We start from the raw sequence: 12,195 nt of genomic DNA on the forward strand, positions 1-12,195 counted from the left end.
GAAAATAGCACCATTTGGTGACGAAATCTACGCCTGGCCTGCTCTCTTCGGGAAGCTGGCACCGCGTGAGCACTCGTCTTTGTCCGCGCATTGACGGTCGGTTCGATGCTTCGATCACGCCTACAGCATCCTTGCACAATCACACCTGGTCGCGCGCCGCGGATGACTTAGTCGCCCCCTTCCCCCGAAGTCCGCTGGCAAGTTTAAGGCCAGCTTGTGTCGCGACGCTCTTTAATGTTCCGATTGGGGATGTCCGAATGTCCCTTCAAAGACCCGTGCGTTGTCTCAGATAGGTGATTTCTTCCGCCGTGAGGGCACGGGTGGCGCCCTTGGGTAAGTCGCCAAGCGCGACCGTACCGATCGAAACCCGCAACAGACGCAACACCTCGAAGCCGAGCTTATCGAGCATGCGGCGGATCTGGCGGTTGCGTCCCTCTTCGAGCTCCACTTCGATCCATGTGTTCTTGTCGCCGCCTCTGAGATGGACGGCACGTGCGGCGCGCAGCACCTCGCCGCCTTCCTCGATGCCGGCAACCATCTGCCTGAGATGCCCGTCACCGATCTGCCCGGCGATCTGCACGTGGTAGACCTTGCCGAGATGGGTTTCAGGGTCGAGCAGGCGTTGGGCAAGCACCGTGTCGTTGGTGAAGAGCAGAAGGCCCTCGCTCGCCTTGTCGAGGCGGCCGACCGGAGACAGGAACGACGAGTCGGTTTCTGTCAGGCAATCGAACACCGTCGGCCGGCCCTCGGGGTCGTGCCGAGTGGTGACCAGTCCGCGCGGCTTGTTCAGCATCAGATAGATCTTTTCTTCGGCAAACACCGGCCTGCCATCGACCGTGATGCGATCCTTGTCGATGTCAACCCAGTGTGAAAGGTCCGTGATCTTGCGCCCGCCGACGCTCAGGCGTCCTTCCAGCACGAGCTTTTCGGCCTGCGTGCGCGAACAGTAGCCGAGCTTGGAAAGTGCGCGGGCAACGGTCACGCGCTTGCCTGCATCGGCTGCGGGGCGGCGGCCGTTGTCTCGCGCAGCTGTTGGTCGCTTCTGTTTCACACCGTGGTCTTCCGGTTCCTGGTCATGTCGCGGTCCGTTGCCGCGCCTCTGCTTAACATATCCGGCGCCTCGATCACGGCCTCAGCCGATCTTCGTGTAGTCGATCCGCCGGGCGAGCCAGCAGCCGACGGTGAGGCCTGCCACCTTGCCTTGCGCGTCGCGTCGCACAAGCACGGTCCAGTCTCCCGGTGCCGGTGCATCCATCGAGCGCTTGCAGCGAAGGAGCCAGACGTCTTCGGCCAGCGGTCGCATGGCATGCATTGCTCCGGTGCCGAGCGCGCCGTCGAAGCCGCCGTAGAAGACACCATTGGTGGAGACGATGTCGAGATGGGCGTCGAGTTCAGCCGAATGATAGCGGCCGGCGATATCGGTGATCGCCGTACCGAAAATGCGTTCGGCATTCACCGTCAAATTTTCGCGGGGCCGTTCCATCCGAAGCGCGGCGCCTTGCGATGTCAGGGTCACCGCCGCCGAGCGGGCGCTGCCGTCGGCACTGACGGAAAGCGTTTCGGGCGAGGTCGCGAACCGCAGTTCGATGCGGGACGATGCCGTCGGCCTGGCGACAAGGGCGAGGCCCGTTTCCGGATCCAAGTAGCTTCCGGTGCTCCGCGCGTCCCAGCTCCCGGACGTGGTCTCGGTATCCTCGTGGCCGAGAGCGATCTTCATCAGCGTCGTTGCAGCCGCATGGGCATCGCCTTCGTGATTGAACATCACCACGACCGAGAGACGCTCGGCGGGCGCGTAGAGCCTGCGGCAGCGGAAACCGCGGAGCGCGCCACCGTGGCCGCTGATCGCGACATCGCCGATCATTTCCTGTGCAAGGCCGAAGCCGTATGGTGCCGGGCGGCCATCCGCATAGGTCTGCGGTGCAGAAAGGCGGCGATAGAGCCCGTCCGCATCGTTACGCGTCCTGTCGATGAAGCACTCCCAGGCGAGCATGTCGTCGAGCGAGGCGGAAACACCGGCGTCGCCCGCCCAGTAGATGCGATTGAGCGCCTCGAAATAGCCGATCGCCTCGTTGCCCTCGTAGCCGACGATACCATCCGGCGGCAGGCTGGTATCCGGGGTCAGGGCGGCGGTCTGCATGGCCGCGGGACCAAAGACGGAGCGCTGATAGAGTTCCGCCATCGAGCGGCCGGTGTGCTCTTCGATCAGGTCGGCGAGAATGCGGAAATTGCCATTGGAGTAGGAATAGCGGGTGCCGGGCTCGAAGTGCGTCGAGCGTGCCTTGGACAGCAGCGGGCGTGCATCCTCACGGCGGAAGACACCATCGTGGCTGGCGCCCTCAAGCACCGTCAATGCCCAGTAGTCGCGAAGTCCGGACTGGTTGTGACAGAGATGGGCAGCGGTCGGGCGCTTGCCTTCGAGCAAGGGGAGGTAGGCGTCGAGCGCAGGGTCGAGCTTCTCCGGACGACCAACCGCATCGAGCAGCACCGCGCAGGTCAGCTGCTTGGTGATCGAGCAGATCGGAATCCGCGTCGCCATCGTCATCGGTTTGCGGGCTGTCAGGTCGGCATAGCCCCAGGTGTGGCGAAAGAGGACCTCGCCATCTCTCACCACACCGGCAACGCCGCCCGGTCCGGGATAGTGCTGCGGCAAGGCTGCTATGGCGCGTTCAAGGACGGAAAGATCGGGAGTGTTCATGGCGCTTAGGATCTGGCGGACGGAGGGGAGGGACATTTATGTTCCGTTCGTATCGCCCCCTCCATCCGCATGCAATGCCTACGCTGCCGCGGCCATCGTCAGACGGCAGCTGCCTGGGCGTGATAGAGGCGGCTATAGGCGCCTTTGGCAGCGAGCAGTGTCTCGTGGGGGCCCTGTTCGCGAATGCCGCTGCCGTCGACCACAACGATACGATCGGCATCGCGGATCGTTGCCAGCCGGTGCGCGATGATCAGTGTCGTCCTGCCCTTGGAAAGCTCGGCCAGCGACTGCTGGATCGCCCTTTCCGTTTCGGTGTCGAGCGCCGAGGTCGCCTCGTCGAGGATGAGGATTGCCGGGTTCTTCAGAAACATGCGGGCGATCGCCAGCCTCTGCTTCTGCCCGCCGGAAAGCTTGACGCCACGCTCGCCGATCACCGTGTCCATGCCGTCCGGCAAAGCCTGGATCGTGCCGTCGAGCTTGGCCCGCCGAGCGGCATCCAGGATATCGGCTTCACTGGCGCCGAGCCGGCCATAGGCGATGTTGTCGCGAATGGTGCCGGCGAAGAGGAAGACGTCCTGCTGGACGATACCGATCTGGCCGCGCAGCGAGGAAAGCGTGATGTCGCGGATATCCGTGCCGTCGATGGTGATCGAGCCTTCGCTGACCTCGTAGAAGCGTGGTAGCAGCGAGCAGATCGTCGTCTTGCCGGCGCCCGAGGGACCGACGAACGCGATCGTCTCGCCGGCATGGATCATCAGGTCGATGTTCTGGATGATCGGCTTCTCGGCGCTGTAGCCGAACGAGACGCCGCTATAGGTGATGTCACCCTTGAGGCCGGCGACGTCGGCAGCACCCGGCCGGTCCTCGATATCCGGTTCGGTCTCCATGAGTTCGAGGAAGCGTTTGAAGCCGGCAATACCCTTCGGATAGGTTTCGATGACTGAGTTGATCTTCTCGACGGGGCGGAAGAACACGCCGACCAGAAGCAGGAAGCTGACGAAGCCGCCATTCGTCAGCTCGCCGGTCAGCACGAAGTAGCAGCCGGTGATCATGACGATCAGCTGCGTCAGCCGCATGCTCATGTAGCTGAGCGACGTGCTGGCGGCCATGATGCGATAGGCTTCGAGCTTGGTGCGGCGATAGTTCTGGTTGTCGGTCTCGAAGAGGCTGCGCTCATGCTCTTCGTTGGCGAAGGCCTGCACCACCCGTATCCCTCCGACATTCTCCTCGATGCGGGCGTTGAAATCGCCCACCCGGCCGTAAAGGCTGCGGAAGTTCCGGGTCATCCGCCCGCCGTAGCGGCTGGTAACCCAGGCCGTCATCGGCACGACGGCAGCCGTGATCAGTGCGAGCTGCCAATGCACCATCAGCATCAGCAAGAGTGCGCCGATGAAGGTCATGATCGCAATGAACAGGTCTTCAGGCCCGTGGTGGGCGACTTCGCCGATCTCCTCGAGGTCCTTCGTCAGGCGCCCGACCAGATGTCCGGTCTTCTGGTTGTCAAAGAACGAGAAGGAGAGCTTCTGCAAATGGTCGAAGGCCATCCGTCGCATGTCCGTCTCGATGTTGATGCCGAGCATGTGGCCCCAATAGGTGACCGTCGCCATCAGGCCGGTGTTGAGCAGATAGACGAGCAGCAGTCCGGCCGAGGACAACAGGATCAGGGTCCATTCCTGGCTTGGCAAAAGCTGGTCGACGAACAGCTTCACTGCGATCGGGAAGCCGAGCTCGAGCAGGCCGGAAAGCACGGCACAGGAAAAGTCGAGCATGAACAAGCCGCGATAGGGGCGATAAAACGCGAAGAAACGCTTCAACATGCAGGTGCACTCACTGGGGGCAGCGACCGAGGGTGGTCGACAGAAATATGAATTCCAATGTCATGTTTAATGTCGGAAACCAACCCAGAAAAGCGGAAGACAGTGTCGCGGGTTTGACGAGGCCGACATCTTCGGTCTCGCAAACGGTCAATCCGCATCTGGCGGCGGCGGCGGGAAGGAAACGTTAACCATAAGTTTCGTAGAACAGGAATCACCAGAGTGCTTCGCCTGCGGTTGGGGACATCGCCGGCGCGTGAGGTGCTCGATATCGACAAGCGTAGGGCGTCTTCATGCGTTCGCGTTAACGCAGGAAGCTCCAGGGGGCAAATGAGAAGATGGCAGGCAAGCAATCAGTGAAAGCCACGGAATCCGATGCGAGCACGATCGTTCCGTTTCCGGTGGCAAGGAGATTGACCGCCATCCGCACCGCTGCCGTCGAACTTGAAGATCTGCATGGCGCCGAAGCTTTGCAATTCTGGCGCCGCCGGTGCCGCGCCCTTGCCGACGAACTTCTTGCCTGCGGCTGCTCGGAAGACGAAGCGCGCCGGCAGGTGATGGACTTCCAGGGTGAGGTTCAAGCCGAGCTGCAGTTCCGCCACCTATCGCGCGTCTCTCAGGGCGTGATGAGCCAGTAACGGCGCGCTTTTTCAGTTCGCCGGCAGTTCCGGATCCCAGGTGAACAGCTCCTTTGCCCGGGCGATGCCGCGCAGCGCGAAACGCCCCAGCGACACCGCATGGACCCGATGTTCCGGCGGGCAGGCCTCAACGAAATCAGAAGACATGATCATGTGCCGCTCGACCGAACGGCACATGGATGAAATGCGGCTCACTTCGTTGACGGCCGGACCGACGACGGTGAAATCGAGCCGGGTCTGGCTGCCGATATTGCCGTAGAACACCTCGCCGATATGGAGGCCGAGATAGACGTCGGTCGTCGGCTTGCCCTCCGCCTGCCGGCTCGTGTTGAGCTCGGCGAGCATGCGGCGGAGCTGCCGCTCGGCGGCGATTGCGTTGGCGCAGGCGGTTGCCGGATCGTCGGCATTGAAGATCGCAAGCACACCATCACCGATGAGCTTCAGCACGCAGCCGCCATGGTCGTGAATGGCCGTGATCACCGTCCCCGAATAATCGTTGAGCAGTGGGATGATCTGGTCGGGCGAGGAGGTGTCCGAGATGCGGGTGTAGCTCCTGAGGTCCGAAAACCACATGACCGTTTCGATGCGCACGGCCGAGCCTCGGGCGATGCTTCCCTCGACCACGCGTTTGCCGGCGTCGGCACCGAGATAGACGTCGGCAAGCGTGCTGATGATGCGCATGCAGGAGCCGGCCTTTACCGCGAGCGCCAGGGTCGGCAGCAGCACCCGGAGCGCGGCGAGCTCTTCCTCTGTGAAACCGGATGGCTTGCGGGTCGTCCAATAGGAATAGAAGCAGTCCATTCCGCCGACACGGCCCTGGTCGGTGAAATGGTGGATCATGCTGACGCAGTCGGTATGCCCCTGCTCCTTGAGGTCTCTCAGCATCGTGAAGCTGACGGTTTTTTCGGCCACGAGGCGGATACGCCGTTCGGACTCATGATCGTTGAGCATGTGGTAGAAGATGGAATTCTGCCAGTTCGTGAGAGCGTCGCCGCTGCTGGTCGAGCCGTACTGGATGACCTCCGGCGTCACGTCGCTTTCATCGTTCCATTGGAAGGCGCGGCCCTCGAACTCCGGATGTAGCGTATCGATCAGCCCGAGCGCGCGGGAAAGATCGACGCCGGCTGCGCGGCACTGTTCGCAGAAGCCGGCGAACAGCTCCGACTCATCCAGCCCTTTGAGGCCCTGCTCGGAAAGCCAGAGGACGATATCGCGGATCTGTTGATCGTTCATGCTGCATCCCGCTTGGCTGCTGATGAGACTCATCAATAGCCGATGCATGGCTTAGAGCGAAAGATGCAGCTTGCGTTCCTCGTCTTCCGCCGGAACGGCGCAGCAGATCAGCGCTTCGTCCTCTGCCACCGGGAAGGAGGGCTCGGACGGATATGTCACTTTCCCTTCAAGCACCGGCGTCCTGCAGGATCCGCAACTGCCGTTGCGGCAGCCGAATTCGGGCGTCAGCCCGCGCGCTTCGGCGAGATCGAGCAGGTTGCCGTCGCCCGGTTGCCAGCGGGCCTCCTTGGCGGATTTCGCAAAGACGACGTGGACGGGAACGCTTGCCGGCGGTGCGATGGTCGGCGCAGCACCGCCATCCGGCCGCCGTGTCAGCGACGACAGCCCAAAGGCTTCCGCATGGATGCGGGCGTCGGCCACATTGAGCGCGCGCAGACCATCATAGAGGGACTGCGTGAAGGCCGCCGGGCCGCAAAGATAGAAGTCGTAGTCGTCGAAGGGCAGGGTGGCTTTCAAATGAGTGAGATCGATCCGGCCACTAACGTCATAGTCCTGGCCTTCAGTCGCACCCGCCGGTTGGCTGAGGGCGCGCACGAGGCGAATGTTGCCTTGGCCTTCCTCGACGAGAGCGGCGATTTCCCGGTCGAAGGCACGTTCCTCCAAGGAGCGGGCGGCCTGGAAAAGCCAGGTCGGACGTGTGCGGCGCTTGCGGCGACCCTCGTGGACGATGTGCTGGAGCATAGCCACCATCGGCGTGATGCCGACGCCGGCGCCTATCAGCACCGCCGGCCGCCGCTCCGTGCCATCGATCGTGAAACTGCCGGCTGGCGCACGCGCTTCGATCCGGTCGCCGGGTTTCAGCCCATGCAGCTGCTGTGAAACGGTGCCGTCCTTCTTGACGCTGATGCGATAGAGCGCATCGGTCGGGGCGGAGGAGAGCGTGTAGCTTCGCACTAGAGCCTTGTCGTTCGCGCCTGTCCGCACCCGGATCGGCAGGTGCTGGCCGGCCTGGTGGGCCATGAGGCCGACGCCATCGTCCGGTGCGAGGTAGAGCGAGCGGATCGTCGTGCTTTCCTCTTCGACGCGCGCCACGCGGAACGGCCGCCACTTTTCGGCCAGGGCTGCGGCCTGCAGGCGTGCCTTCGCTTGTTCCCAGTCGCCTGTCGTCAACAGGCTGGGCGACCAACCACCATCCTCGAAAGCCCAGCGAAGCGGCAGGCCATCCTGGCGATAGACGACCTGTTCGGGCCGGAACCGCCACAGGCGTTCGGCACCCTGGAAGGCGGCGACCTCGGGCGAGGACAGGATGACCTCGGCGCTGCCGCTCAGCTGCAGCATGTCGCCGGTCGCAAAGTCGACGAACAGCAGACCGGCGCGCGGATTGACCATGAAGTTGCCGAGCGTGTTGAAGAACAGATTGCCGGAGAAGTCGGGGATCGTCAGAACGTCATCGTTGCCGATCTCAACGAAACCGGCCTTTCCGCCGCGATGGGAGACATCGACCTGCCGCTCGCCGGTATCGCGGTCGACATAAGAGGCGACGAAAAAGGTATCGGCATTGGCGATGATCGCCCGGGCGCGCTCGTCGAGTGCCGTGTAGCTGACCGGCCGCTTCGATGCCGGTTCGTGCGGGGCACGGGAAAAGGAGAACTGCCGGAGCTGGATATATTGCGGGCAGTTGCCGAAACTCTGGCGCACACGAATGGTGAACCCGTCGTCGCCCTCACGCAGGATCGCGCCGTTCAGCCGGTTGCGGCGCCGGGTTTCGAGCTGGATGCCGAGCATGCCGATCGAATGGGCGTCATCCATGCCGGCGTCGGCAGGATCATCGGGTTCGCGCGGCAACCGCACATCGAGGTTCCAGGCGTCGGGAGCCTGCATGAAGCCGGGGGCTGCGGCGCGCATCGTCGCCCAGACGTCACCTTTTGCGTCGACCGCGCCGAAGACGGCGAATGGCAGCATGGAGAAGAACTGCTGGTGCTGCGCGGGCATGAAGCTGCGCACGAAGTTCCGCCCCGTTGCGTCCATGCGCTCAACGACGCCAAGGCTGCGCTGGATGGCAAGTTCGCCTTCGTGCCAGGGAGAGTCCGGCCGCTTCTGTTGTGCATTGTCCGGCATGATCTGAAACCTCGTTGGGGTGAGGCCCGGGGCAAGGTGGCTGCCCCGGCCCGGTTCGTCAGGCGGCGAGGCCGACAGCCGTCTTCTGGAAGCCGACGAAGCCGGGCAGACGCTCGATGCGGGCAAGCCAGGCCCGGACCTGGGCGTAGTCGGAGAGGTCGACATTGCCCTCGGGCGCGGCGGAAACGTAGCTATAGAGCGAGACGTCGGCGATGGTCGGCCGGGCGCCGAGCAGAAAGTCGCGGCCGGTCAGTTCAGCATCAATCTGTGCCAGCACGCGATGCGCCCGGGCAATCGCCTCTTCCGCCCGCAGATTGGCGCCGAACACGGTGACGAGCCGGGCTGCCGCCGGACCGAAGGCGATATCGCCTGCGGCAACCGAAAGCCACTTCTGCACCTTGGCGGCCAAAGCTGGATCTTCCGGGAGCCAGTCGATGCGGCCGAGCTTCTTGGCGAGATAGACGAGGATGGCGTTGGAGTCCGCAACGACGGTGCCGTCGTCATCGAGGACCGGAACCTGTCCGAACGGGTTGAGCTTCAGGAACTCCGGCTCCTTGTGCGCCCGGGCCTTGAGATCGACGTCGATCAGTTCGTGCGGTACGCCGAGCAGCGACAGAAAGAGCTGCGCACGGTGAGAATGGCCGGACAGCGGATGGCGGTAGAGTTTCATGGGAGATGTCCTCGAAGAGCGTGAGAACCGTCGCGGCCCTCCGGCGGTTCGGGATGAACCGCCTTCGACAGCAATCTATGACTTTCCAATTTTTGGCAGTAGAATGGATACTCGGTAGTCCGATTCTCATTTTTTGGAAGGAAAGAATGGACCGTCTCGACGCCATGGGCGTTCTGCTTGCCGTCATCGAGAACGGCAGCTTGTCGGCCGCCTCGCGGCAGCTCAAGGTGCCGCTTGCCACCGTCAGCCGGAAAGTTTCGGAACTCGAGGCGCATCTTGGCGCCCAGCTCATCACCCGGACGAACCGCAAAGTCCTTCTGACGGAAACCGGCCGCTCCTATGTGGAAGCGGCCAAGGAGATCCTGGCGCGCGTCGAAGAGGCGGAAAGAGTGGCCGCCGGCGAATACAGCGCGGTCAAGGGCGACCTGACGATCTCTGCTCCGATCGTCTTCGGCCGCCTGCACGTCCTTCCGGTCGTCGTGGACTTCCTGAAGGCTCATCCCCAGATCGACACGCGGCTGGCGCTGAGTGATCGGTTTGCCAATCTCGTTGACGACCACATCGACGTGGCGCTTCGGATCGGCAATCTTCCCGACAGCAACCTGGTTGCGACCAAGCTCGGTACAGTCCGCCGCGTGGTCTATGCGAGCCCCGACTATGTCGCGCGGCTCGGCGCGCCCGGGCATCCGAACGAACTCGCCGAGCATGACTGCATCACCTTCGAAAACGTCACCGCCGCCCATGTCTGGCGCTTTCTCGACGATGGGCGCGAACTGGCGGCGCCGATCCGGTCGCGGTTGATCGTCAACACGGCGGAATCGGCCGTCGATGCCGCCATCGCCGGCCTCGGCCTGACGCGGGTGCTTTCCTATCAGGTGGCGCGTCCCGTCGCTGAGGGGTTGCTTGTTCCCTTGCTGGAGGTGTTCGAACATCCGCCGCTTCCGGTCCAGCTGGTCTATCTGCCGCAGGGCCTGGTGCCGATGAAGCTCAGGGCCTTCGTGGATTTTGCGGTGCCACGGCTGCGCGGTGTCTTGCGCTAAGCGCGTCGCGATCCTTCCGCTCGCGGCGCTTCAAGCGGTTGGTATTTCGTATGTCCAGCGCCCTGGCCTCGGCCGTCAGCCCGCTTGTGGGCGCTCGGCGGTGGTCGGCCGGATGTGGCGCGCATAGGTTCGCCCGACGCGGATTTCGCTGCCATCGGAGAGCAGGGCGATAAGGGCGGCAAAGGGGGCCTGCTTGAGCCCCACGATGCAGTCGCGGCGCACGATCGAACTGCGGTGCAGCCTCAGAAACTCGGCCGGGTCGAGCCGGCGCTCGAGCGATGCGAGGCTTTCGTGATGCAGATACGACCGGCCTTCGATATGAATGCGGACATAGTCGCGCTCCGCCTGGAAACGCACGACCCGGTCAAGCGCGATACGAACGAATTCTCCGCGGGACTTGATCCAGAGATCGGACGACTGGGTTTCGTGTTTGCGCAGGGCTTGGCGCAGCGCCTGCACGGTTTCGTTGAGTTCCAACATACGTTCGGTGCTCGTTCGTGCCGCAATCGCGACGCGCGCCCGCTCGATTGCGGTGCGCAGGCGGTTCGCCTCGATCGGCTTGGTGACATAGTCGACGGCGGCCGCCTCGAAGGCGCGAAGCGCATAGTGATCGAAGGCGGTCACGAAGACGACTGCGGGCGCATTGCTGCCCAGCTTCTCCAGGATGTCGAAGCCGGTGCCGCCAGGCATCTGGATATCAAGCAAGATCACGTCCGGCTGCAGCTCGGCGATGAGGTCACAGGCCTGCTGAACATTGCCGGCCATTCCCAACACGTCGACGCCAGGCATCGCGCCGAGCAGGCGCAGCAGGCGGCGTCTGGCGAGCGGCTCATCGTCGACGATGAGGATCGAAAGGGAGACTGTGTGGATTTCGTTCATGCAAGCCTCAGGGGCATTGTAATTGCGGCTCTGAAACGCCTGGGCGTCACGAACCCGGATACACAGGCGCCGACACCCGGAAAACGCGCCTGGACCCGGTCGGCGACATTCTTGAGGCCGATCCCGGTGCCGGTGGTCTGGCGCCGCCCGTTGTCGGTCTCTGCGGCAATGTCGTTTTCGACGGTGATTTCGAGCGCCTGGCCGACCTTGACCGCACTGATGACGATCTCGACCTGTTCTGGCGAGCGGCCGACGCCGTGTTTGACCGCGTTCTCGATCAGGGGCTGCAGGATCAGGCTCGGCACCAGCGCCTCTTCCAGGCCGCTGGCAATGTCCATCCTGAGTTTCATCCGGTCGGAATAACGCTCGCCTTCGATGTGGAGATAACCGGTCTGCAGGGCCAATTCATCCGCCAGCCGCACGTCGTGCAGGGGATCGAGCTCCAGGGTCGTGCGCAGAAAGTTTGAAAGCGACATCACCATGCGCGTCGCGGCAACGGTCTGCCCTTCCTCGATCAGGCCGGTGATGGAGTTCAGCGTGTTGAACAGGAAGTGCGGATTGACCTGGTAGCGGAGCGCCCGCATTTGCGCCGCGAGCGCCTCCTCGCGCGTGATCGCGAGGCGCCGCTCGCGTTCGCGCAGCTCGAAGCTGTAGAGCAGCGCGACGAAGAAGAACGACCAGCCGACGAAGGTCGCCATGCTGTAGACGAGCGTATATCCGATGCTGGTCCAGTCGGGCGTGATCGGATCGGGACGCACGATGACAAGGTAGAGCATGAAGTCGACGCCGGTATTGGCAAAGGCGGCCACGAGCGAGGTGGCGAAGCCGACGACGATCTTGATTGCGATGTGGTGATGCCGCACGCCGAACATCGCCGCAGCGATGCCATAGGAAAAGGTCATGCCGCAGATCATCAGGAGCAGCTTTCCCGGCGCCGACATGATCGGATCAATGCCGAGTATGCCCCACAGGATGCTGCTGATGATGAATTCAACAAACCAGTAGAGAAACCCGAGCCAGAGCGTCGCGCGCCGCACGCTTTCGATATAGGCGCCGTTGTCCACTGATTTGGTCTCATCCTCTGGTTTCATGCCATTTTTATGGTTCA

Annotated in this window: 10 protein-coding genes; 2 read left to right on the forward strand and 8 right to left on the reverse strand. The window is 63.1% G+C overall.

Features of this window, described 5'->3' with window-relative positions; all coding sequences use genetic code 11:
* Positions 1 to 265: 265 nt before the first annotated feature.
* The 3 genes from ACQ5BM_RS06760 to ACQ5BM_RS06770 all read right to left on the reverse strand — a co-directional run bounded on the left by ACQ5BM_RS06760 (position 266) and on the right by ACQ5BM_RS06770 (position 4,512).
* Positions 266 to 1,051 (reverse strand): pseudouridine synthase, encoded by a 786-nt coding sequence (locus ACQ5BM_RS06760; protein ID WP_429809452.1) that lies wholly within the window; start codon positions 1,049 to 1,051, stop codon positions 266 to 268.
* 81 nt (positions 1,052 to 1,132) lie between these two features.
* Positions 1,133 to 2,695: a D-aminopeptidase gene (locus ACQ5BM_RS06765; RefSeq protein WP_429809836.1), complete on the reverse strand. Its 1,563-nt coding sequence runs from the start codon at positions 2,693 to 2,695 to the stop codon at positions 1,133 to 1,135.
* Between the two features lie 98 nt (positions 2,696 to 2,793).
* On the reverse strand, positions 2,794 to 4,512 hold the full coding sequence (locus ACQ5BM_RS06770; RefSeq protein ID WP_429809454.1) for an ABC transporter ATP-binding protein: 1,719 nt from the start codon (positions 4,510 to 4,512) through the stop codon (positions 2,794 to 2,796).
* Positions 4,513 to 4,847: 335 nt separating this feature from the next.
* Between ACQ5BM_RS06770 and ACQ5BM_RS06775 the strand changes: the two genes are divergently transcribed.
* Positions 4,848 to 5,147 (forward strand): DUF6074 family protein, encoded by a 300-nt coding sequence (locus ACQ5BM_RS06775; RefSeq protein ID WP_429809456.1) that lies wholly within the window; start codon positions 4,848 to 4,850, stop codon positions 5,145 to 5,147.
* Positions 5,148 to 5,159: 12 nt separating this feature from the next.
* Here the strand turns inward: ACQ5BM_RS06775 and ACQ5BM_RS06780 are convergent, their stop codons facing one another.
* The 3 genes from ACQ5BM_RS06780 to ACQ5BM_RS06790 are packed head-to-tail and all read right to left on the reverse strand — an operon-like array spanning position 5,160 to position 9,168.
* The gene (locus tag ACQ5BM_RS06780; protein WP_429809458.1) at positions 5,160 to 6,380 is read right to left on the reverse strand and encodes an adenylate/guanylate cyclase domain-containing protein; all 1,221 of its coding nucleotides are present in this window, start codon (positions 6,378 to 6,380) and stop codon (positions 5,160 to 5,162) included.
* Between the two features lie 51 nt (positions 6,381 to 6,431).
* Positions 6,432 to 8,498 carry a pyridoxamine 5'-phosphate oxidase family protein gene (locus ACQ5BM_RS06785; RefSeq protein ID WP_429809460.1) on the reverse strand — a complete coding sequence of 689 codons (2,067 nt, stop codon included), beginning with the start codon at positions 8,496 to 8,498 and terminating at the stop codon, positions 6,432 to 6,434.
* Between the two features lie 58 nt (positions 8,499 to 8,556).
* Positions 8,557 to 9,168: a glutathione S-transferase family protein gene (locus ACQ5BM_RS06790; RefSeq protein WP_429809461.1), complete on the reverse strand. Its 612-nt coding sequence runs from the start codon at positions 9,166 to 9,168 to the stop codon at positions 8,557 to 8,559.
* A 146-nt stretch (positions 9,169 to 9,314) separates the two neighbouring features.
* Here ACQ5BM_RS06790 and ACQ5BM_RS06795 point away from each other — a divergent pair, with 146 nt between their 5' ends.
* Positions 9,315 to 10,208: a LysR family transcriptional regulator gene (locus ACQ5BM_RS06795; protein WP_429809463.1), complete on the forward strand. Its 894-nt coding sequence runs from the start codon at positions 9,315 to 9,317 to the stop codon at positions 10,206 to 10,208.
* A 75-nt stretch (positions 10,209 to 10,283) separates the two neighbouring features.
* Here the strand turns inward: ACQ5BM_RS06795 and ACQ5BM_RS06800 are convergent, their stop codons facing one another.
* Positions 10,284 to 11,087, reverse strand: a complete 804-nt coding sequence (locus ACQ5BM_RS06800) for a LytR/AlgR family response regulator transcription factor (protein WP_429809465.1) — start codon at positions 11,085 to 11,087, stop codon at positions 10,284 to 10,286.
* Positions 11,084 to 12,178 (reverse strand): sensor histidine kinase, encoded by a 1,095-nt coding sequence (locus ACQ5BM_RS06805; RefSeq protein WP_429809467.1) that lies wholly within the window; start codon positions 12,176 to 12,178, stop codon positions 11,084 to 11,086. The genes ACQ5BM_RS06800 and ACQ5BM_RS06805 overlap by 4 nt, the downstream gene beginning before the upstream one ends.
* Positions 12,179 to 12,195: the final 17 nt, after the last annotated feature.

The organism is Ensifer sp. B1-9 (assembly GCF_050474445.1).
Lineage (GTDB): Bacteria > Pseudomonadota > Alphaproteobacteria > Rhizobiales > Rhizobiaceae > Ensifer.

Bases quoted from the DNA above. Each gene is read 5' to 3' on its own strand.
- ACQ5BM_RS06775 (WP_429809456.1), top strand. From the start codon at position 4,848: ATGGCAGGCAAGCAATCAGTGAAAGCCACGGAATCCGATGCGAGCACG.
- ACQ5BM_RS06765 (WP_429809836.1), bottom strand. From the start codon at position 2,695: ATGAACACTCCCGATCTTTCCGTCCTTGAACGCGCCATAGCAGCCTTG.
- ACQ5BM_RS06795 (WP_429809463.1), top strand. From the start codon at position 9,315: ATGGACCGTCTCGACGCCATGGGCGTTCTGCTTGCCGTCATCGAGAAC.
- ACQ5BM_RS06770 (WP_429809454.1), bottom strand. From the start codon at position 4,512: ATGTTGAAGCGTTTCTTCGCGTTTTATCGCCCCTATCGCGGCTTGTTC.
- ACQ5BM_RS06780 (WP_429809458.1), bottom strand. From the start codon at position 6,380: ATGAACGATCAACAGATCCGCGATATCGTCCTCTGGCTTTCCGAGCAG.
- ACQ5BM_RS06790 (WP_429809461.1), bottom strand. From the start codon at position 9,168: ATGAAACTCTACCGCCATCCGCTGTCCGGCCATTCTCACCGTGCGCAG.
- ACQ5BM_RS06785 (WP_429809460.1), bottom strand. From the start codon at position 8,498: ATGCCGGACAATGCACAACAGAAGCGGCCGGACTCTCCCTGGCACGAA.
- ACQ5BM_RS06800 (WP_429809465.1), bottom strand. From the start codon at position 11,087: ATGAACGAAATCCACACAGTCTCCCTTTCGATCCTCATCGTCGACGAT.
- ACQ5BM_RS06805 (WP_429809467.1), bottom strand. From the start codon at position 12,178: ATGAAACCAGAGGATGAGACCAAATCAGTGGACAACGGCGCCTATATC.